This is a genomic window from Pantoea sp. UBA5035 (genome assembly GCF_002415245.1).
Lineage (GTDB): Bacteria > Pseudomonadota > Gammaproteobacteria > Enterobacterales > Enterobacteriaceae > Pantoea > Pantoea septica.
The window spans coordinates 88,917-107,726 of record NZ_DICD01000008.1; the positions used below are offsets into that span (position 1 = coordinate 88,917).

Annotated in this window: 20 protein-coding genes and 3 tRNA genes; 8 read left to right on the forward strand and 15 right to left on the reverse strand. The window is 57.6% G+C overall.

Features of this window, described 5'->3' with window-relative positions:
* Positions 1–38: 38 nt before the first annotated feature.
* The 4 genes from B3229_RS05270 to B3229_RS05285 are packed head-to-tail and all read right to left on the reverse strand — an operon-like array spanning position 39 to position 4,622.
* Positions 39–1,412: an efflux transporter outer membrane subunit gene (locus B3229_RS05270; protein ID WP_286869980.1), complete on the reverse strand. Its 1,374-nt coding sequence runs from the start codon at positions 1,410–1,412 to the stop codon at positions 39–41.
* Positions 1,412–2,506, reverse strand: a complete 1,095-nt coding sequence (locus tag B3229_RS05275) for an HlyD family secretion protein (RefSeq protein WP_286869981.1) — start codon at positions 2,504–2,506, stop codon at positions 1,412–1,414. Before B3229_RS05275 ends, B3229_RS05270 begins: the two co-directional genes overlap by 1 nt.
* Positions 2,503–4,188: an MFS transporter gene (locus tag B3229_RS05280; RefSeq protein WP_048786580.1), complete on the reverse strand. Its 1,686-nt coding sequence runs from the start codon at positions 4,186–4,188 to the stop codon at positions 2,503–2,505. The genes B3229_RS05275 and B3229_RS05280 overlap by 4 nt, the downstream gene beginning before the upstream one ends.
* A 2-nt stretch (positions 4,189–4,190) precedes the next feature.
* Entirely contained in the window at positions 4,191–4,622 is a 432-nt protein-coding gene (locus B3229_RS05285; protein WP_048786582.1) for a MarR family winged helix-turn-helix transcriptional regulator, read from the reverse strand.
* A gap of 160 nt (positions 4,623–4,782) precedes the next feature.
* Between B3229_RS05285 and B3229_RS05290 the strand changes: the two genes are divergently transcribed.
* The 4 genes from B3229_RS05290 (at position 4,783) to B3229_RS05305 (ending at position 8,356) form a co-directional block, all read left to right on the forward strand.
* Positions 4,783–5,628: an AraC family transcriptional regulator gene (locus tag B3229_RS05290; RefSeq protein WP_048786584.1), complete on the forward strand. Its 846-nt coding sequence runs from the start codon at positions 4,783–4,785 to the stop codon at positions 5,626–5,628.
* A gap of 41 nt (positions 5,629–5,669) precedes the next feature.
* Positions 5,670–6,077 (forward strand): DUF2000 domain-containing protein, encoded by a 408-nt coding sequence (locus tag B3229_RS05295; RefSeq protein WP_048786586.1) that lies wholly within the window; start codon positions 5,670–5,672, stop codon positions 6,075–6,077.
* 373 nt (positions 6,078–6,450) lie between these two features.
* A complete protein-coding gene (locus tag B3229_RS05300) occupies positions 6,451–6,711 on the forward strand; it encodes a biofilm/acid-resistance regulator YmgB/AriR (RefSeq protein WP_048786588.1) in 261 nt (86 codons plus the stop codon).
* A gap of 145 nt (positions 6,712–6,856) precedes the next feature.
* Positions 6,857–8,356, forward strand: coding sequence for a SulP family inorganic anion transporter (locus B3229_RS05305; protein ID WP_286869986.1), 1,500 nt, complete (start codon positions 6,857–6,859; stop codon positions 8,354–8,356).
* Between the two features lie 41 nt (positions 8,357–8,397).
* Here B3229_RS05305 and B3229_RS05310 read toward each other — a convergent pair whose 3' ends face one another.
* Positions 8,398–8,601, reverse strand: a complete 204-nt coding sequence (locus B3229_RS05310) for a DUF6404 family protein (RefSeq protein ID WP_048786591.1) — start codon at positions 8,599–8,601, stop codon at positions 8,398–8,400.
* Between the two features lie 231 nt (positions 8,602–8,832).
* Between B3229_RS05310 and B3229_RS05315 the strand changes: the two genes are divergently transcribed.
* Positions 8,833–9,003 carry a hypothetical protein gene (locus tag B3229_RS05315; protein WP_048786593.1) on the forward strand — a complete coding sequence of 57 codons (171 nt, stop codon included), beginning with the start codon at positions 8,833–8,835 and terminating at the stop codon, positions 9,001–9,003.
* A 107-nt stretch (positions 9,004–9,110) separates the two neighbouring features.
* Here the strand turns inward: B3229_RS05315 and B3229_RS05320 are convergent, their stop codons facing one another.
* From B3229_RS05320 to uvrY, 7 genes are all read right to left on the reverse strand, one after another.
* Positions 9,111–9,311, reverse strand: coding sequence for a hypothetical protein (locus tag B3229_RS05320; protein ID WP_286869990.1), 201 nt, complete (start codon positions 9,309–9,311; stop codon positions 9,111–9,113).
* Between the two features lie 162 nt (positions 9,312–9,473).
* Positions 9,474–9,559: transfer RNA gene (locus B3229_RS05325), tRNA-Leu, on the reverse strand.
* Positions 9,560–9,570: 11 nt separating this feature from the next.
* Positions 9,571–9,644: transfer RNA gene (locus B3229_RS05330), tRNA-Cys, on the reverse strand.
* 40 nt (positions 9,645–9,684) lie between these two features.
* A tRNA-Gly gene (locus B3229_RS05335) sits at positions 9,685–9,760 on the reverse strand.
* 152 nt (positions 9,761–9,912) lie between these two features.
* Positions 9,913–10,461, reverse strand: coding sequence for a CDP-diacylglycerol--glycerol-3-phosphate 3-phosphatidyltransferase (pgsA, locus tag B3229_RS05340; RefSeq protein ID WP_033751087.1), 549 nt, complete (start codon positions 10,459–10,461; stop codon positions 9,913–9,915).
* 68 nt (positions 10,462–10,529) lie between these two features.
* Positions 10,530–12,362: an excinuclease ABC subunit UvrC gene (gene uvrC / locus B3229_RS05345; RefSeq protein ID WP_286869993.1), complete on the reverse strand. Its 1,833-nt coding sequence runs from the start codon at positions 12,360–12,362 to the stop codon at positions 10,530–10,532.
* Positions 12,355–13,014, reverse strand: coding sequence for a UvrY/SirA/GacA family response regulator transcription factor (uvrY, locus tag B3229_RS05350; RefSeq protein ID WP_048782205.1), 660 nt, complete (start codon positions 13,012–13,014; stop codon positions 12,355–12,357). The genes uvrC and uvrY overlap by 8 nt, the downstream gene beginning before the upstream one ends.
* A 423-nt stretch (positions 13,015–13,437) precedes the next feature.
* Between uvrY and B3229_RS05355 the strand changes: the two genes are divergently transcribed.
* Positions 13,438–13,662, forward strand: coding sequence for a DUF2594 family protein (locus tag B3229_RS05355; RefSeq protein ID WP_033751095.1), 225 nt, complete (start codon positions 13,438–13,440; stop codon positions 13,660–13,662).
* 34 nt (positions 13,663–13,696) lie between these two features.
* Here B3229_RS05355 and B3229_RS05360 read toward each other — a convergent pair whose 3' ends face one another.
* Positions 13,697–14,308, reverse strand: coding sequence for an acyl-homoserine-lactone synthase (locus B3229_RS05360; RefSeq protein WP_033751919.1), 612 nt, complete (start codon positions 14,306–14,308; stop codon positions 13,697–13,699).
* A gap of 122 nt (positions 14,309–14,430) precedes the next feature.
* Complete coding sequence (gene sdiA, locus B3229_RS05365; RefSeq protein WP_048782207.1) at positions 14,431–15,153, reverse strand: transcriptional regulator SdiA; 723 nt, start codon at positions 15,151–15,153, stop codon at positions 14,431–14,433.
* 556 nt (positions 15,154–15,709) lie between these two features.
* Between sdiA and B3229_RS05370 the strand changes: the two genes are divergently transcribed.
* Positions 15,710–16,384: a DUF4396 domain-containing protein gene (locus B3229_RS05370; protein WP_286869994.1), complete on the forward strand. Its 675-nt coding sequence runs from the start codon at positions 15,710–15,712 to the stop codon at positions 16,382–16,384.
* A gap of 1 nt (position 16,385) precedes the next feature.
* Here B3229_RS05370 and B3229_RS05375 read toward each other — a convergent pair whose 3' ends face one another.
* Positions 16,386–17,084 (reverse strand): extensin family protein, encoded by a 699-nt coding sequence (locus tag B3229_RS05375; RefSeq protein ID WP_048782212.1) that lies wholly within the window; start codon positions 17,082–17,084, stop codon positions 16,386–16,388.
* A gap of 283 nt (positions 17,085–17,367) precedes the next feature.
* Between B3229_RS05375 and cycA the strand changes: the two genes are divergently transcribed.
* The gene (gene cycA, locus B3229_RS05380) at positions 17,368–18,762 is read left to right on the forward strand and encodes a D-serine/D-alanine/glycine transporter (RefSeq protein WP_048782214.1); all 1,395 of its coding nucleotides are present in this window, start codon (positions 17,368–17,370) and stop codon (positions 18,760–18,762) included.
* The last annotated feature ends 48 nt before the right edge of the window (positions 18,763–18,810 follow it).

An 18,810-nucleotide genomic window follows, 5' to 3' on the forward strand; every position in this document is an offset into this window, starting at 1 on the left:
TGAAAACGCGGCGGCCTGCGCCGCCGCGCGAAAATGGCCTACTGCGCCTGCCAGCCGCCGCCCAGCGCGCGGTACAGGGCGATTTGCGCCAGCAGCAGGTTGTTTTTCACCGAGACCAGATTGAGCTGGGTCGTGAACAGCGTGCGCTGCGCGTCCAGCTCGTCAAGATAGGAGGCGTAACCGTTTTGATAGCGATTGCGGGCGATGCGCAGCGCCTCCGAGACGTACTCTTCCTGCTTCTGCAGCTCTGCCAGCTGCGCCTGCCCTTGCAGAATGGCGTCCATCGCGTCGTTCACCTCGGAGAAGGCGTTGCGCACCACTTTCTCATAGCCGTAAAGCGCCTGGTTGCGCGCCGCCATCGACACGTCCACCTGCGCCGTCAGCGCTTCGCGGTTCAGCAGCGGCGCCAGCACGCTGCCGCCGATGCTCCAGAGGCGGAACGGATTATCGATCAGCTGATGCAGCTCGCTGCTTTGCAGGGTGCCGCTCGCGGTCAGGTTAAGCGACGGCAGCAGCTTCGCCTGCGACGAGGCGAGCGTGGCGTCTGCCGCCAGCAGCAGGCGCTGCGCCTCGACGATATCGGGGCGCCGGTTAAGCAGCTGCGACGGCAGCACCTGCGGCATCTGCTGCAGCATAATCTGGTTGAACTGCGGGCGACGCGCGATCTCGCGCGGGTTCATCCCTACCAGAATGCTCAGGGCGTTCTCCTGCTGGGCGATCTGATGCCTGAGCTGCGGCACCTGCGCCTTCGCCGTCTGGAACTCGGACGCCGCCTGCATCCACTCCAGCCGCGAACTGTAGCCGGTTTCGAACTGGCGCTGCGCCAGCTGCAGCGAATTGCCGCGCGTCTCAAGCGTCGCCTCGGTGACGCGCAGCTGCTCGTCCAGCGCCACCAGGGTCAGATAGCCCGACGCTACCGAGCTGGCGACGGTCAGCTCCGCCGCCGACGCCGCCGCGCGCTGCGCCTCCAGCGACGCTTCGCTGGCCGCGATGCTGCTGCTGCGCGCGCCCCACAGGTCGACATCGTAGTTCGCCTGCAGCAGCCCCTGATAGACGGCGCTCTCGTAGGGCTGGCCGGTAGCGGCAGAGAGCGCGCGCTGATGCGTCGCGCCGACGCCAGCGCTTAGCGTCGGGAAGTTGTCGCCTTGTGCCGCGCGCAGCTCGGCGCGGTACTGTTCGACGCGCGAACGCGCCGTGAGAATATCGAGGTTATTGCGTAGCGCCTGCGTCACCAGCCGGTTGAGGTTGTCGTCGCCGAAGGCGCGCCACCACTCCGCTTCCGGCGCGGCGGCGGGTCCAACCTGATTACGCCACTGCGGCGGGATTGGCAGCGACGCGGGCGCTTTCTCTACCTCGGTGGCGCAGCCGGCCAGCGTGAGCGCCGCCAGACCGGCGCATAACAGCCGCCTCATTACTTCACCGCCTTATCGCGCGGTTGTGCGGCGGTATCGACGCTGACCTCCACCGACATGCCGGGGCGCAGCTCGCGCATATCCTCCGCGTCAATAGCGATTCGCACCGGAATGCGCTGGGCGATTTTGACGAAGTTGCCGGTGGCGTTATCCGGCGAAATCGCGCTGAACTCGGATCCCGCCGCCGGCGAAATAAATTCCACATGGCCGTTATAGCGCTTGCCGTTGAGCGCATCGACCCGGAAGGTCGCCGGCAGGCCCGGCCGAATATCCGCCAGCTGCGTCTCTTTCATATTGGCGATAATCCACTTATGGTCCGGCACCACCGAAGTCAGCCGCGTGCCCGCCGTAACATAGGCGCCTTTGCGCACCGAAAGCTGACCGAGCTGCCCGGCGTCCGGCGCAACGATGCGGGTATTCGCAAGATCGATCTGCGCCAGCTCCAGCGCCGCCTGGGCGCTGGCGACGTCGCCTTCCAGCGACGCGCGATTAACGATTACAGTTTGCAGATTCTGCTGCGCTACCGCTACCTGCGCCTCCGCCTGACGCACCGCCGCCTGCGCCTGCGCGTTGGCGGCGCGCGCCGCATCGCGTTCACGCACCGAGAGCGAGCCGTCGGCGGCCAGATTTTCGACGCGCTTCAGATCGAAGCCCCCCTTCAGCGCCTGCGCTCTGGCGTTCTCCAGCGCGGCCTTATTACTGGCGATGGTGGCTTCCGCGCTGCGGCGCTGCTGCAGGTTGTTGCTGAGTGCCGCCTGCTTCATCGCCAGCTGCGCCTCCGCCTGATGCACGCGCTGACGATAGATGCGATCGTCGATGGTCATCAGCAGCTGCCCTTTTCGCACCGGCTGAAGATCCACGACCTCCACCGAGGTGAGATAGCCATTGACCTGCGGGCTGATAAAGGTCACCTGGCCACGCACGTAGGCGTTCTCAGTACTCTGTATGGCGCTGGTGAAGGGCCAGAGCTGCCAGGCGTATAAAATGATCAGTACGCCCAGAATGGCGATGCCGCTTCCCGCCGCAATAGAAAGAATGCGCCGGCGACTGGCGCGCTCGCGCTCTGCCGCCTGAAGTTCATCCTGCTGACTCATCTTGACTCCATAGATTCTTGTGACGCTGCCGCCAGACGCTGCTCCATCAGATTAAAACGCGCCTGTCGCCAGTTGAGGTATCGCTGACGGGAGAGACGCCACAGCGCCCACATCAGGGTAATGAGCGCCAGCGCCGCCGTCAGTAAATAGGTATCGTTATAGGCCAGCACGTTCGCCTGCAGCGTCGCCACCACCTGCAGCTGGCTGGTGCTTTGCGCGCTCAGCAGCGCAGGATCGGCCAGCTGGCTGTTGAATAGCGCGCCGTACTGGCTAAGACGCTCCGTAACGTTGGGATCGAGCAGCGAGAGCTGATCCCCGATCAGGCTGGAGTGGTACTTCTCGCGCCAGACCTGAAAGGTGCCGAGGATTGCGGAGCCAATCAGGCCGCCCAGGTTCTGGCTCATGCCGAACAGCACCACGAAGCTCACCAGATTTTTCGGCTGCGTCACCACGCTGCCGATGCCGATCAGCATTGCGGGCGCCATAAAAAAGGTGCTGCTGAAGCCGAGCAGGAACTGGCTGAGATACATATTGTTGGCGCGCGTGACCGGGCTGGCCTGCGCATCCATCAGCGAGGCGACGATCATCACCGCCAGCGAGGTGACGATCGGCCAGTTAAGATGCGCGGGCCGGATGGTCAGCGCGCTGATGGCGATGCCGAGCGTCATGCCGCCGATAATCGCCAGCGACAGGCCGCGCATCTGATCGTTGAGGAGCCCCAGCTGCTGCAAAAAGCCCACCGCGCCGGTGTTCTGCTCCGCCAGCACGATGCGTATCATAATCATCACGATGCCGAGACGCACCATGTTGCCGCTGCTGAGCCAGCGCGTATTGATCAGCGGATTTTTCCGGTTGTGCTCAATAACGATCGCCGCGACGATCAGCACCAGCGCGATCGCCAGGCAGACGCCGAGCCAGGGCGTGGTGAACCACCATTCAATGCGCCCCAGCGACAGCACGCCGCAGAGCAGCGCCATGCCCGGCGCCAGCAGCATAAAGGTGACGAAATCGAGCTTTTCAAAAGCTTTAATGCGATCGCCCGGCGGCAGCTTCACCACCAGCACGCAGCCCAGCGCGATCATCGCCAGACCCAGCTCAAACAGATAGAGCCCGCGCCACTCTTCCAGCTGCAGCAGCTCGGATGAAAAAAGCCGCGCCATCGGAATGGCGAACTGCGAGACGGTCAGGCCGATCACCAGCGCCTTCAGCCGGTGCTTTGCCGGCCACGCCTGCACCTGGTAGTAGATCCCCAGCGAACTGAGCGCCGCGCCAGCCATGCCGTGGGCGGTACGCACAATGATCGCCGAGCTGAGATCGTTGGCGAAGAGATGGAAAAAGGCCACAAGCACGTAGAGCACCAGAAAAGCCTCGGTAAACACGCGCAGGCCAAACTGCTGGCGAAACTTTACCAGCAGCAGATTGATAGAGATATTGCCCATCACATAGACGGCGGGCAGCCAGGCGATTTCGTTAGAGTAGGCACCGAACGTGCCCTGAAGGTTAGTCAGGTTAGCGGTAACCAGCGCGTTGCTGAGCGCGCCGGTAAGCGAGATAAGCAGGCCTATCAGGCCAAAGGCAATCCGTTTCGGCGGCGAATGAATCGGGGTCGAGGGCGAGCCCGGCAGCATGGGTTTTTCATGCGGCAACCATTCGCGCTGCGCATAGGGATTGCGTCGTGCCACCGCTACATATTTCCCATACGCGTCAGCAGCTGTTGCAGCACCTGCTCCGTCGTCGCCAGCGCCTGCGGATCGATATCGCCGAGCAGATCGGCGCGCAGCGCGTCCGCCTCGTTTTTCACTAAGGCGAAAGCCTGATTGCCTTTTTCAGTCAGCACCAGATGGCGCTTGCGGCGATCTTCCGGCGGTTGCACGCGCGTCAGCAACTCCTGTTTCACCAGACGGTCGATAAGCGGCACCATGCTGGCGTCCTCCAGACCAAGCATCTGCGCCAGTTCCGTCTGGGTCAGCGGCCGCGTTTCACTGGCGATGAGGCCGATCGCCATCCAGCTGCTCATGCTCAAGCCGCTGTGTTTAAGGTGACGATCGACGGCCAGCCGCCACGCGTGCGCGGTCTGGTAGAGGAGATGGGTAAAGGTTTTATAGTGCAGAGTCAAAGCGTAGCGACCTGATTATTAGAGTTCTAACTAAATGAGTGCGTTATTATACGCCGAGCAAATTGCTAATGAAAATAGCACAGGGCGTTAAATAATGACGCGTATGTCGTCGGGTTTTAAGGTCATATTACTACCCAGACGGGGTAAAACTGGAGCTACTATGCCCGATCGCAACAGCAACTGGATAGATCTGCGCCGCGACGCCTTGCACGGCATCGAGACCATCCGCGCGCATTTCACCGGCCACGCCTACGATCCTCACTGGCACGACAGCTATCTGATCGGCGTGACGGAGCAAGGCGTGCAGCAGTTTCATTCGCGCCGTAAACAGCACCGCAGTCGTCCCGGCACGGTATTTATGCTGGAGCCTGAGGAGCTGCACGACGGCGACGCGGTGGATGCGCAGGGCTTTACCTATCGTATGCTCTATCTCTCGCCGCAGCAGATCGCGCAGCAGCTGACGCCGCTCTGCCCCCCTGACCACGGCGGCGAACTCCGCTTCGCCGCCACGCTGCGCGACGATCAGGCGCTCGCCTGGTCCGTCTGGCACTGTTTCGACGCGCTGTGGCACGACCATCCGGCATTGATCAAAGAGGCTACGCTAGACCGCCTGTTCCTGCAGCTGAGTCAGCATCCGCTATGGCGCAGCGAACCGCGCGCGGCGGATAACGATCGCCGGCTGGCGCAGCAGGCGCGCGACTGGCTTATCGCTCATCATGCGCTTAATCCAGGTTTACAGGCGATGGCCGAGGCGCTGCAGGTGGATCGCTTTCGCCTTTCGCGCCTGTTTCAGGCGCAGTGGGGTTTACCGCCGCACGCCTGGCTGGTCCAGTGGCGCTTATCCCAGGCCCGCCGCCAGCTGGCGGCGGGTGTCCCTGCCGCCGACGTCGCTGCGGCGCTGGGCTTCGCCGATCAAAGCCACCTGGGCCGCTGGTTTAAGCGCGCCTGCCATCTGACCCCGGCGCGCTATCAACAGGCCTGCACAAATCTTCCAGACGCCGGCTGAAGAGCGGGCCACAATGCCCTTTTTCTGTCTGGAGAAGTGCTATGCAAGACCCTCGTTGCGTCATGATTTTGCAAAACGATCTCGCCCCTGGTAAAGCCGCCAACGCCGCGGCGGTCATCGCGCTGACTCTCGGCCAGCGCCATCCCGCGCTGGTCGGCGAGGCGTTACAGGATGCCGACGCCTGCTGCTATCCCGGCCTTATCCCGGTCGGCATTCCGGTGCTGGCAGCTACCCATGCCGAGATGGACAGGCTGCGCGCCCGCTGCGCCGAGCTGGCGTGCGATCTGGTGCTCTTTCCTGAGCAGGGTCAGACCACCACCGACTACGCGGCCTTTAGCGCGGCGATGCGCGACATCCCGGCCAGCGAGTGGCGCCTGCTGGGCCTGGCACTGGTCGGCGAGAAGCAACAGGTGCGAAAGCTGACGTCGAAGTTAAAGCTTTTTAGCTAAACCGAGGCGAGAAAGGCAGCAGAATTTTCCCATTTTAGCTGTACAAGTGTTCCATTGTACAAACAACTTGTACAGCTTTGACTCGCACGGTATACATTTATGCATATGATAATTAACAAATAGCACAAATTGACTAATATTGCCCTTGTGTCTGTACACCTTCATTGTATAACTTTACGTCCCATGAATCGGATAACGATTCCGTAACGAATGATGCGTTTGCGTCGCCTCTGAAGGTGTCAGTGGATTTCCACCTTCAGAGGTCCTTTTTTTGATGATCTGGCACCCTTTACATCTGTCCATGTAAGGGGATTTTCATCGTTAATTGATCTGGTATTCGATCTGGACGCCAGAGCTATTTTAGAGCTGACACATGCAAAACGCTGTTTCGCAAACCGATAAAGAGATGGGTGATCGCTTCAATGCCGCGGCCAACAACGGCGCTAGCGAAATGGAAATGCTGGGTTTAGCAATCGCGGAGATTCTCCAGGCGGGCAATCCTGTGACCAATAAAGCGATTATCGCTAAACTGATCCACCGGCTGGAGCTGGAGTCGGATCCGGCGACGCTCGACATCTATCGTCAGCTGCTGGAGCTGGTGGTGCATAAAACCCCCGACGATTTAACGGTGTAATCCTGACTCCAGGGATGGAGTTATCCTGCTGGTTCCGCCATCGCTGGCAAATTTTCCTTTCAGACAGTACTCTCTCCAGCTTAATTTCTGCTGCGCTCTCCGCTTCTGTCGCGAGAGCGAATAATTAAAAAGAGCCTGCAAGTTTATGAGTCAACCTAATGACGTTGTCCCATCTCTGGACAACGACCTGAGCATGGGCCGCGTGCTGCGTTCCCCCGCCCTGCTCACCCGCGAGTGTCTGGCCGGCGTGATCACCGCGCTGGCCCTGATCCCAGAAGTCATCTCCTTTTCCGTGATCGCCGGCGTCGACCCCAAGGTCAGCCTGGTGGCGTCGGTAGTGCTCTGCCTGACGCTCTCGATACTGGGCGGGCGTCCGGCGATGGTGACCGCCGCCGCCGGATCGGTGGCACTGGTGATCGGCCCGATGGTGCATGCGCACGGCGCGGCCTATATATTGCCCGCCGTGGTGCTGGGCGGCGTGATTCAGATCCTGTTTGGCGTGGCCGGCCTGGCGCGCATGATGCGCTATATCCCGCGCTCGGTGATGCTCGGCTTCGTCAATGCGCTGGGTGTCCTGATCTTCTTCGCGCAGGTGCCGCACGTCTGGGGGCAAAGCTCGCTGGTATGGCTGCTGTTTGCCGTGACGCTGGCGATCGTGCTGCTGCTGCCGCGCCTGCTGAAAAGCGTGCCCTCGCCGCTGGTCGCTATCCTGGTGGTCACCGCCGTCGCGCTGCTAATGGGCTGGCGCGTGCCCAACGTGGGCGACGAAGGCCCGATGAACGCCGGCTTGCCCGGTCTCAATGCGCTTCAGGTGCCGTTAAGCCTGCAGACGTTACAAATCGTCTGGCCGACCGCGCTCAGCATCGCCTTTGTCGGCCTGATGGAGTCGCTGCTCACCGCCAAGCTGGTAGACGACCTGACCGATACGCTCTCCAGCAAGCGTCGCGAGTCCTGGGGATTAGGTGTCGCCAACATTTTCGCCGCCTTCTACGGCGGCATCGCCGGCTGCGCGATGATCGGCCAGACCATCGTCAACGTCGAGCTGGGCAAGGCGCGCACGCGCGTCTCAACCATGGTCGCCGGGCTGGTGCTGCTGCTGCTGGTCACCGGGCTGAGCGCCGTCATGGCGCAAATTCCGATGGTGGTGCTGGCGGGCATTATGATGGTGGTCGCGGTGAAGACGGTGAACTGGCACAGCCTGCAGCCCGCCACGCTCAGGCGCATGCCCTGGTCGGAGACGCTGGTGATGGCGCTGACGATTGGCGTCACGGTCTGGACCGGCAACCTGGCGCTGGGGGTGCTGGCGGGCGTGATCGCCGCCATGATGCTGTTCGCGCGCCGTATCGCCCACGTGATCCACGCCGAGCGCGAAGTCAGCGCCGACGGTCAGTCGGTGCGCTATCGGGTGCGCGGCCCGCTCTTTTTCGCCAGCAGCAACGATCTGTTTGAACACTTCGATTACGGTCATGACCCGAAACAGGTGACGATCGATCTGACCGATGCGCAAATCTGGGACGCCTCGTCGGTGGCCGCGCTCGACGGCATTGAATACCGCTATCAGCGCCACGGTGCGCAGGTGACAATTGTCGGTCTGGATACCCGCAGCAGCGATTTTCATCGCCGCCTGACCGGCAAATTCGAGTGATTTACGGCTGATGATGCGATGCGGCGGAAGCCGCATCGCCATTAAAGCGGTTTGGCCTGTCGGCGCGCCTTGAAGCGCGCGATGAGCGTGGTCATCGCCTGATAGAGAACGCCCGCATAGAGACTTTGTAAGATCGCCATCCCTGTTTCCATTCCCTCCTTTTGCCAGAAGGAGAACCACATAAACAGGCCCCACAGCAGGGCAAACAGTAGACAGCCTTTAATAAATTTCACGACGCCCTGCATCTCGTTTCCTTTTTAGTCAGCGCAGCCCGTGCCGCGTTGTCGAGGCGAAAAAGTATCGCATCGCACGGCGATTTGCACTTCTGGCTGTATCGGATGAGAGACGGGTCAAATTTTACCGCCATGCGATCATTTATTCGTTTAAAGCTGGTGCGCTGGCGCTGGCCTGCTACGCTTTAATTTCATTGCATTTTTATGCTTTCTTTTTCAATACCGGAGAATGAGGTGGCAACGATGAGCAACGTGAAAAAAGGGATCTGCATTACGCTGGCGGTACTGGCGCTGGCGGGCTGTATGCACCGCAGCGACGCGATTAAATCGGATGGCCGACCTCATGCGCCAAGCGGCCAGTCGTCGCCGGGCGGCACGCTGGGCTCAGGTCCAGTTGGACAGCCGCAGTCATAATGAAAAAAACCCGGTTAACGCCGGGTTTTCTATTTTAACTTTCCTTTCTGTCTGAAAGGGTACCGCCCGCTGTAAAGGTGTCAGGTCGGAGTTAAAGGCGTGCGCACTCAATGCAGAGAGTGATCAAGTAACGCCATCGCGGTTTCGTAGACAAGTTCGGGTTTTGCATCAGGCAGCATCACCTTAATCTTTTCTTTAAGCGCGCGGTTAGTCACCGGTTGACGATCGGCCAGCAGCTCAAGCACGGCCTGCCCAAACATCAAACGACACACATGAATAGCATCTTTAGCGTACTTCGTTTCCATCATAACCTCCCCTGTTGGTGAGGAAGTAAAGTAACGCGATTTACAGGAACGCTTATATTGATTAGCTGGCGGGAAAATTCAGGCACAAAAAAACCGCCCTGAAGGCGGTCACGACATTGCTTACTACTGCTTTGTTTTAATTTGGTTTTTTTAAATCGATAGAGATGGTGCCCGGGGCGGGACTTGAACCCGCACGACCATAAGCCGAGGGATTTTAAATCCCTTGTGTCTACCGATTTCACCACCCGGGCAGGGTGTAAAGTGGAGGCGCGTCCCGGAGTCGAACCGAGGTGGACGGATTTGCAATCCGCTGCATGGCCACTCTGCCAACGCGCCTTTATCCGCTGTGCCGTCAGGGGATCCTGACCTGCAAATCTGGAGCGGGAAACGAGACTCGAACTCGCGACCCCGACCTTGGCAAGGTCGTGCTCTACCAACTGAGCTATTCCCGCATTGTTCAGCAATCTAATGGAACTTGCTGATTTTGCTTATCTTCTGGCAGCCTTGCCGCCGTTCGATGCGATGCATTCTACTGACCTGACGCACTGAGTCAACAGAATTATCTTCACAGTGCGTCCGTTTGCTGCTTTTTAAGTCGCTTCGATCAGCTATCGAGCAGATCGCCGCGCGCAGCGCTTAAATACTGAAACATAGACCAGAATGTCAGCACGGCGGCGATATAAAGCGCCACCACGCCCACGGCAATAACCGTGGTGTCGGGACGCCACAGCAGCGCCACCAGTGAGAGCATCTGCGCCGTGGTTTTCACCTTGCCGATCCAGGAGACGGCGACGCTGCTGCGCTTGCCGATCTCCGCCATCCACTCGCGCAGCGCGGAAATAATAATTTCGCGCGCGATCATGGTCGCGGCCGGCAGAGTAATCCACCACGAGTGAAAGTATTCCGCCACCAGGACCAGCGCAATCGCCACCATCACCTTATCGGCCACCGGATCGAGGAAGGCGCCGAAGCGCGTGGTCTGCTTCCAGCGACGGGCGAGAAATCCGTCGAACCAGTCGGTTACCGCAGCGACCACGAAGATCAGCGCGGTGGCGAACGGCGCCCAGTAGAACGGCAGATAGAAAGCCAGCACGAAGAAAGGAATCAGGACGACTCGAAACAGGGTGAGACACGTCGGAATGTTAAATTGCATATGCCGGTAACTGTCTGGAATGGGTAGAATTTCCCCTATGTTCCTACATTGCCTCACCTGTTTCAATGCTAGTGTTTTAGCGAATGGTATATTTTTTCCGCCAGCGCGAACGAAATGCCGGGCACATTGGCGATCTCTTCAACCGTAGCGTTCATCAAGGGTTGCAGGCCGCCCATGTACTTAAGCAGCTGCTGGCGACGTTTTGGGCCAATCCCTTCGATGCTCTCCAGCGCGCTGGTGTTCTTTACTTTCGCCCGTTTTTTTCGATGGCCCGAAATTGCATGATTGTGAGCGTCGTCACGAATATGCTGGATAACGTGCAGCGCCGGAGAGTCCGGCGGCAGCGAAACGCCCTCGCCTTCCGCTTCAAAGAAGAGCGTTTCGAGGCCCGCTTTACGATCGCTGCCTTTCGCTACGCCCAGTAAAATCGGTCGCGACTTATCCCATTCCACGTCCAGTTCGGCAAATACCTGCTTCGCCTGCGACAGCTGTCCCTTGCCGCCGTCGATCAGGATGACGTCGGGTATTTTGTCCTCTTCCAGCGCTTTGCCGTAGCGGCGGCGCAGCACCTGATTCATCGCCGCATAATCATCGCCAGGCGTAATGTCTTCAATATTGTAGCGGCGGTAGTCGCTGCGCAGCGGCCCGTTGGGATCGAACACCACGCAGGATGCGATGGTCTGCTCGCCCATGGTATGGCTGATGTCGAAGCACTCCATGCGGTTGATTTTGTCCAGCTCGAGAAACTGCGCCAGCGCCGCCAGCCGCTGCTGGATAGTAGAGTGCTGCGATAGCCGCGTGGTGAGCGCCGTCGCCGCGTTGGTGCGCGCCAGCTTAAGATAACGCGCGCGGTCGCCGCGCGGTTTGCTCTGAATGGTCACGCGTCGCCCCGCCAGCTCGCTCAGCGACGCGGCTAGCAGTTCGCGCTCCGGCAGATCGAAGTCCAGCAGGATATCGCCCGGCAGGGTGCGCGCTTCGCTGCCCTGCAGGTAAAACTGGCCGACGAAGGTCTGCACCACCTCCGCCAGCTCGGTATCGGCCGGGACTTTCGGGAAGTAGCTGCGGCTGCCCAGCACTTTGCCCTGACGAATAAAAAGCACGTGCAGGCAGGCCATGCCGGCGTCGTAGGCGACGCCCACCACGTCCAGATCGTCGCCCTGATTGGAGACGAACTGCTTTTCCGTGATGCGGCGCACCGCCTGGATCTGGTCGCGCAGACGCGCCGCCTCTTCGAAGCGCAGCCCGATACTCGCCTCTTCCATGCGCTTCACCAGCATGTTCAGCACCTGGTCATCTTTACCGGCGAGAAACAGCCGCACGTACTCAGTCTGCTGCGCATACTCCTCTTCGCTCACCAGACCGGCGACGCACGGACCGAGGCAGCGTCCAATCTGATACTGCAGGCAGGGTCGGGAGCGATTGCGGTAGACGCTGTTTTCACACTGGCGAATCGGAAAGACTTTTTGCATCAGCGCCAGGGTTTCACGCACCGCATAACCGTTCGGGAACGGACCGAAATATTCGCCTTTGGCATGTTTCGCGCCGCGATGGTAGGCCAGGCGCGGATGCGTATCGCTGCTGAGAAAGATAAACGGATAGGATTTATCATCGCGCATCAGCACGTTGTAGCGCGGCTGATAAAGCTTGATGTAGTTGTGCTCGAGCAGCAGCGCTTCCGTTTCAGTGTGCGTCACGGTGACGTCTATATGATGGATGTTGCTGACCAGCACCTCGGTCTTTCGACTGCCGACGTGGCTGCGAAAGTAGCTGCTGAGGCGCTTCTTAAGATCTTTGGCTTTTCCTACATAGATCACGGTGTCCGAGGCGTCGTACATGCGGTACACGCCCGGCTGGCTGGTCACCGTGCTGAGAAAGGCTTTGGCGTTGAAAACTTCACTCACTACTGATTAACGGCTCCGCATTGAACAGGCCATGTCGAATGGCCAGATGCGTTAACTCTACGTCGCCGCTGATGTTCAGCTTGCTGAACATGCGATAACGGTAGCTGTTAACGGTTTTAGGACTGAGATTGAGCTGCTCGGAAATTTCCGTCACCTTTTGCCCTTTGGTGATCATCAGCATAATCTGCAATTCCCTTTCCGACAAACAGCTGAAGGGCGATTCCGCTTTTTGCGGCTCGATCTGGCTCAGCGCCATCTGCTGGGCGATATCTGATGCGATGTAGCGCTGGCCGGCGTGTACGGAGCGGATAGCGTTAACCACTTCCTGCGGCGCAGCGCCTTTGCTGAGATAACCCGCCGCGCCTGCCTGCATCACCTTAGCGGGCAGCGGGTTTTCGGTGTGGATGGTCAGCATGATAATTTTGATATCGGGATTGAAGCGCACGATTTTGCGCGTCGCTTCCAGTCCGCCAATGCCGGGCATATTCATATCCATCAGGATCACGTCGACCTGATGAGATCGGCACCATTTCACCGCGTCCTCGCCGCAACAGGCCTCTCCCGCGACCACAAGACCTTTCATATCTTCCAGTATGCGGCGAATACCGGCGCGTACCAGTTCATGGTCATCTACAAGAAGAACACTGATCAACGGGGAGCACTCCGCAAGCTAAAATGAGGAATAATTCGGGTAATGAATCCGCGCATGATACCTGCTTTTCGTCATAATGAACATCAATCGCCCGAATGTTTGGCCGTATTCAATGATTTACATCAAGGCTTTCCAGTCAGCCAAATTAATATGTCGGGCGCATAAAATATGATCATTTTATCTTTTTATTTTTCATTAAATTTCATAAGGTTGAATTATGCATCAGGCAAAATGTCGCTCGCCGTTTAAATGCAGCCCAGGCAAGCTGTGAAAATTATTCACCTGCTGCTTTAAATAATATCCTGTTGATGAATCGGTCGCGCTGACGCTGCGCTTGCGCAGGTAAATGGCGCGCTGTGATATACTGATGCACGGCTGCGCGGAACATGCCGGCACGATCGATTAACCCCCAAGGAGAACACGATGAGCGATGAAGAATTTGTTACCTCGCACGACACGCTGAAGCTGGCCGACGAAGTCGCCTGTCTGAAAATGATGGTGACGCTGATTCTGAAAGGAATGGGCCAGGCGGATGCCGGCAAAGTGATTATTAATATGGAACGCTACGTGCAGACTCTGGGCGACAAGCCGCAGGCGGAAGTGTTTAGCAATACCATTAAGCAGATTAAAACCGCGTATCGTCAGTGATGCGTCCGCCCCCGCCTGACGCGGGGGCGCGCTGTCAGGTGTGCGACTGCCAGTTGACGGAGACGCCCAGCGACGGCAATACCTCTTCCGGGCTGAAGCGCCGCGTGCCGCGATACTTTTCCGCCAGCGCCGGCTGCGCCACTGGAATACGAATGGCGAACAGGTTGTCTTCCGACTGAATCAAGCCCGGCGTGAGCGGCTCATAGGCAACCTGGTGATCCTCAAACATCTTCTCCAGCATCGGCGTCGCCGAGCTAATTAAATACTCCATGCCGTTGAGTTCGGCGAGCTGTACTGCGTGCCATAACAGGTTGAACGGCAGTTCCGCGTCCACTTCCAGCTTCGCCGAGAAGCGCGACATCTCCCACACTTTTTCATGACTGAACGGTACCACCAGCCCTTCGCTCTGGGCGGGCTCATGCCACGGCATCAGCCGCGCGCAGCCGCTAATGCCGTCGCGCGCGCTCCATGCCAGCAGCCAGGTGACATCTGAACGATCAAAACGGTCATACTCCTGACCCGGCGTGCTGAGACGCGGCGGAATCGACCAACCTTCTCCACGCGCAAATACGCTATAACGGTAGCTGCCTAACTCGGCCAGCAGAGAGGACGGCATATCCTTTAACTGGGTTTGAATTATCTTCATCATGCGCCCCTGACATCCTCATGTTTGCACTGATTTACGCTACGCCCGCCTGGCAAAGTCCCGGCGCAGGGTAGACAACTGCTTCCGGCAACGTAACTACTAAATTTAGTAGTTGCCTTTTTCTATATCAGACCAATTGCCGCCGCATAACAGGCAATTTGGGTTTTATTGGAAACATTAAATCGCTTTTGCATATTCTTTTGGTGAAAATTTACCGTATGCTGCGAAATAGCTAAAATAAGCGAAATTTCAGCCGAGGTTTTGCCTTCAGCTGTCCATTTCAAAATCTCCAGCTCGCGCTGACTGAAATCATTTTTTAGCACCATTAGCGCATCATCGGAAAAACGCTGAAGCGCACGCAAGCTCAGCTCCGCCAGAAAGTGCAGTTTCACTTCCAGCTCGGTATGCAAATGCTGCGTCTTGCTTGCCAGGCGAGATGCTATAGATAATATACCAATGGCGCGATTTGACGCCATTGCAGAGCAGGAAAATCCGCTGTTTAGCCCATACTCCTGCGCCTCTTTCCACAAATCGCCGGCCCCAGCGAAGATGTCGTCCGTCCACTCCAGCCCTCGTCCCGGCTGCTGGCAAAGCAATAACACCGGATCGACGGCGTAATAGTTTTTTTCCTCATAGCGTTTCATCCAGGCTTTTGGATAAGTGTGATGCAAAAAAAGGCGCGGACGGGTAAAAGGCACAGGATGCTGAATCAAAAAGGAATAGCTGTCGAACCCTAATGACACTGCCTGTGTCTGAATGAGCATCTTCAATTCTTCAGTTGAAGTGAGAGCCTGAAATTCTTTTTCCGTCTCTCGGCGCCAGACGAAATAATTTTCGTTAGTCATATTGCCTCGGCGTTATCCTCACGCTGACGCGTCTGGTTATTGAGGTTGTACATTTTTAAAAAAAATAAATTTATAAGAGAAAAAAGTTTTATTGAGAAAAAAACAGGCAGGCCAGTAAAAACCACGTACGTCCGATTGTGCGTGTTTTACTTAAAGCATGTTTCCTGTGCTTCTCGAAAGAGAATCCCATTCTCAGCAGTATAGCCGCTGAAAAAACAGAATAAGATTTTTCTTAAACAGATTCAATCTGCAACACAACAATAAATCCCTCATACATTGGCCATCATTCAGCATAGCTATTAAGTTAAATTAGTTTAGATGCGTAATTTATTTGTAAACATAGAGTTAAGGTATTCTAAAGCGAAACTGCCGACAGTAGTGGAAATGCGTGCTTTTTTTTGCCGTCTCGCTTAAGCATAGATCATTTCCTTGTGTTGCGATTGGGCTACGCTTAACCATGGACCCCTTACCTCCCCATTACGCGCGGCATGCAGGCCTCTGGCAGCCTTCGGCCGTTTTTACGGATGCGCTTTTACCTTTGCAGGTGGGAAACACTATGTTGAATCAGCTGGCATTACCCTTCCTGGTATTAGGAGCCTGTACCGCTCTGATGATCCTTAAGGATATTTTTCGCCATCCACATCCTGTCGGGATAATGAACATTATCTGGCCACTGACCGGACTCTACATGCCGTTCTTTGGCTGGCTGGCCTGGTGGTATCTTGGTCGAAAACCGTCGCGTCAGCTTAAACTTGCGCTATTGGTTCCGCAAAAAATTCATCATTACGCCGGCTGGCAAACCATATTTATTACCACTTCTCTCTCGGCGGCAGCCTGCATTTTTAGCGAACTGATTACGATTCCGATTATCACTCTGCTAAACCACTATCATTTTGCTACGCCGCTCTGGATGCAGGCAATTATCTGCCTGGCTATTTCTCTGATTAGCGGTCTGTTTTTACAATTCATGGCGATCAGGCAGCGCGAAGCATTTTCTGTCTGGCGCGCCTTGCTGGTCGCCTTTCGCACCGAAACTTTCCCGCTGCTGGTTTATCAGGCGGGTATTTTCCTCTTTATGAGCCTGGCCCTAAAGTTTGTGCTTCATCAGCAAATCAATCCGCTGATGGCGGCTTTCTGGTTTATGCTGCAGCTCGCGACGATGACCGGATTTATATTTTCCTGGCCCGCCAATCATTTCCTGATTAAACGCGGGCTGAACCCGGCGGTTTAATTCATCGACAATATCCGGTTCCGCGCATGCCGAAATGAAAATGGCCGGCATGCGCGGCGTTATAATCCGGTCCAAGCGCATTGCCGAAGTTATTACACCCCTCCTGCCAGAGCTGATGCAGCAGAGCCGACTTGCTCTCCGGCTGCGTCCAGTTTTTCCCTACCTCTATGCGTTGACCATCGGCCAGCTGAAAGCCGGTGACGTCCCAGGCGTCCGCGGTGGCATGCTCGCTTAAGCGCCCTTCTGTACGGTGATAGATATTACGGCAGGCGTAGCTGCCGACATGGTTGATGCGCGCCAGCGACGCGCCGGGCTGCGCCTGTGCCAGACGCTGCTGGCTGCGCAGAACAAACATAGTGCTGGCGACGGCCATTGGGCAGCTGGCGAGAAAGCTGCTGCTCAGGCTGACACTGCCGAAACGCTGGATGCGCAGCGGGTCAGGCAGTGGACAGGCGCCCGTGACGGCGGGACGCGCGCTAAACGTCACCAGGCCCGCCTGCTGCGCGCGGCGCATCACGTCGAGGCAGGCAGCGGGATCGCCAGCCAGCCGCTTGAGTTTGTAGCGCGTCATCCAGCCGGGCGGATCGGTGACCGCCAGCGGCGTAAAGGGGTTGAACTGGAGCGGCAGATGCTGTTTTAGCCACGGCAGGCTCCACCACCCAACGGCTATTAGCACCAGCAGCAGAATAATCGTGCGCATTATCACTCTTGCAGCAGCTTGATTTAGAGAACAAAAGTGTAGAAGCTACGCGCCGGTTTCGCGCCGGGAATGGCGCTTTTCGCTTAAAACAGCCGCGTTGTGCCGCAAGTTTGTGCTGCGTAAAGATTTTCTGACATGTTAATAAGACGTAAAGATCGCATTTGGACAAAAAAATTAGCGAGCTTTTGCCTTATTCCTCTATCTTATGCCCACTTGCCTCCAGGCAAGCGATCGCAAACAGCCAGCAGAGCTGACACAACATCCAGACAGGAATAACAATTTTATGGTTGATCAAATAAAAGAAGCCGTTGCTGAGCAGGAGAATCCTGACAAGCTGCGGCGTAATCTGCATAACCGTCATATTCAGCTTATCGCCATCGGCGGCGCCATCGGCACCGGACTGTTTATGGGTTCCGGCAAAACCATCAGCCTGGCGGGCCCGTCGATCATTTTCGTCTATATGATCATCGGCTTTATGCTCTTTTTTGTGATGCGCGCAATGGGCGAGCTACTGCTCTCCAATCTGGAATACAAATCCTTCAGCGACTTCGCCGCCGATCTGCTCGGCCCCTGGGCGGGCTACTTTACCGGCTGGACCTACTGGTTCTGCTGGGTGGTGACCGGCATTGCCGACGTGGTGGCGATATCGGCCTATTTTCAGCTCTGGTTCCCCGGCTTTTCCGTGTGGATGAGCGCCCTGCTGTGCGTCTTCGTCTTCCTTGCGCTGAATATCGCCACGGTGAAAATGTTTGGCGAGATGGAGTTCTGGTTCGCCATCATCAAAATCGTCGCCATCGTGGCGCTGATTATCACCGGCATCGTGCTGGTGACCCTGCACTATCCGTCGCCAGGCGGCGGCACCGCGTCGCTGAGCAATATCTGGGATCACGGCGGCCTGTTCCCGAAAGGGCTGAGCGGCTTTTTCGCCGGTTTCCAGATTGCGGTGTTCGCCTTTGTCGGCATTGAGCTGGTCGGTACGGCGGCGGCGGAAACGCACGATCCCCACAAGGTGCTGCCGCGCGCCATTAACGCCATTCCGCTGCGCGTGATTATGTTCTACGTGCTGGCGCTGATGGTGATCATGGCGGTAACCCCCTGGACGCAGGTGCTGGCGGATCGCAGCCCCTTTGTTGAGATGTTCGTGCTAATCGGTCTGCCGGCGGCGGCCAGCATCGTGAACTTTGTGGTGCTGACCTCGGCGGCCTCTTCCGCCAACAGCGGCATCTTTTCCACCAGCCGTATGCTCTACGGCCTGTCGCAGCAGGGCGTGGCGCACCGCGCCTTTGGTCGACTCTCCGCGCGTGCGGTGCCGACTGCCGGACTCTTTTTCTCCTGCCTCTGCCTGCTTGTCGGCGTCGCGCTGATTTATCTGATCCCGGACGTGATGACGGTGTTCACTATGGTGACCACGGTGTCGGCGATCCTGTTTATGTTCGTCTGGACCATTATCCTGTGCAGCTATCTGGCCTACCGCAAGAAGTATCCGGAGCGCCACGCGGCGTCGGGCTTTAAGATGCCGCTGGGCAAGTTCATGTGCTGGGTGGTGATGGCGTTCTTCGCCTTCGTGCTGGTACTGCTGACGCTGCAGGAGGATACCCGTCAGGCGCTGATGGTCACCCCGCTGTGGTTTGTCATGCTGACCATGGGCTGGCTGCTGCGCCGTCGCGCCGCCCGTTAATCGCGTTGATCCCGGGCCTTAAACCGCGCTCAACAGGGCTCAGCCGTT

Excerpts from the sequence above, each read along its gene's own strand:
- B3229_RS05270 (WP_286869980.1), bottom strand. The coding sequence starts at position 1,412 with ATGAGGCGGCTGTTATGCGCCGGTCTGGCGGCGCTCACGCTGGCCGGC.
- cycA (WP_048782214.1), top strand. The coding sequence starts at position 17,368 with ATGGTTGATCAAATAAAAGAAGCCGTTGCTGAGCAGGAGAATCCTGAC.
- B3229_RS05275 (WP_286869981.1), bottom strand. The coding sequence starts at position 2,506 with ATGAGTCAGCAGGATGAACTTCAGGCGGCAGAGCGCGAGCGCGCCAGT.
- B3229_RS05370 (WP_286869994.1), top strand. The coding sequence starts at position 15,710 with ATGTTGAATCAGCTGGCATTACCCTTCCTGGTATTAGGAGCCTGTACC.
- B3229_RS05320 (WP_286869990.1), bottom strand. The coding sequence starts at position 9,311 with ATGATGGAAACGAAGTACGCTAAAGATGCTATTCATGTGTGTCGTTTG.
- B3229_RS05355 (WP_033751095.1), top strand. The coding sequence starts at position 13,438 with ATGAGCGATGAAGAATTTGTTACCTCGCACGACACGCTGAAGCTGGCC.
- B3229_RS05310 (WP_048786591.1), bottom strand. The coding sequence starts at position 8,601 with ATGCAGGGCGTCGTGAAATTTATTAAAGGCTGTCTACTGTTTGCCCTG.
- B3229_RS05360 (WP_033751919.1), bottom strand. The coding sequence starts at position 14,308 with ATGAAGATAATTCAAACCCAGTTAAAGGATATGCCGTCCTCTCTGCTG.
- pgsA (WP_033751087.1), bottom strand. The coding sequence starts at position 10,461 with ATGCAATTTAACATTCCGACGTGTCTCACCCTGTTTCGAGTCGTCCTG.
- B3229_RS05315 (WP_048786593.1), top strand. The coding sequence starts at position 8,833 with ATGAGCAACGTGAAAAAAGGGATCTGCATTACGCTGGCGGTACTGGCG.
- B3229_RS05290 (WP_048786584.1), top strand. The coding sequence starts at position 4,783 with ATGCCCGATCGCAACAGCAACTGGATAGATCTGCGCCGCGACGCCTTG.
- B3229_RS05300 (WP_048786588.1), top strand. The coding sequence starts at position 6,451 with ATGCAAAACGCTGTTTCGCAAACCGATAAAGAGATGGGTGATCGCTTC.
- B3229_RS05375 (WP_048782212.1), bottom strand. The coding sequence starts at position 17,084 with ATGCGCACGATTATTCTGCTGCTGGTGCTAATAGCCGTTGGGTGGTGG.
- B3229_RS05305 (WP_286869986.1), top strand. The coding sequence starts at position 6,857 with ATGAGTCAACCTAATGACGTTGTCCCATCTCTGGACAACGACCTGAGC.
- B3229_RS05295 (WP_048786586.1), top strand. The coding sequence starts at position 5,670 with ATGCAAGACCCTCGTTGCGTCATGATTTTGCAAAACGATCTCGCCCCT.
- sdiA (WP_048782207.1), bottom strand. The coding sequence starts at position 15,153 with ATGACTAACGAAAATTATTTCGTCTGGCGCCGAGAGACGGAAAAAGAA.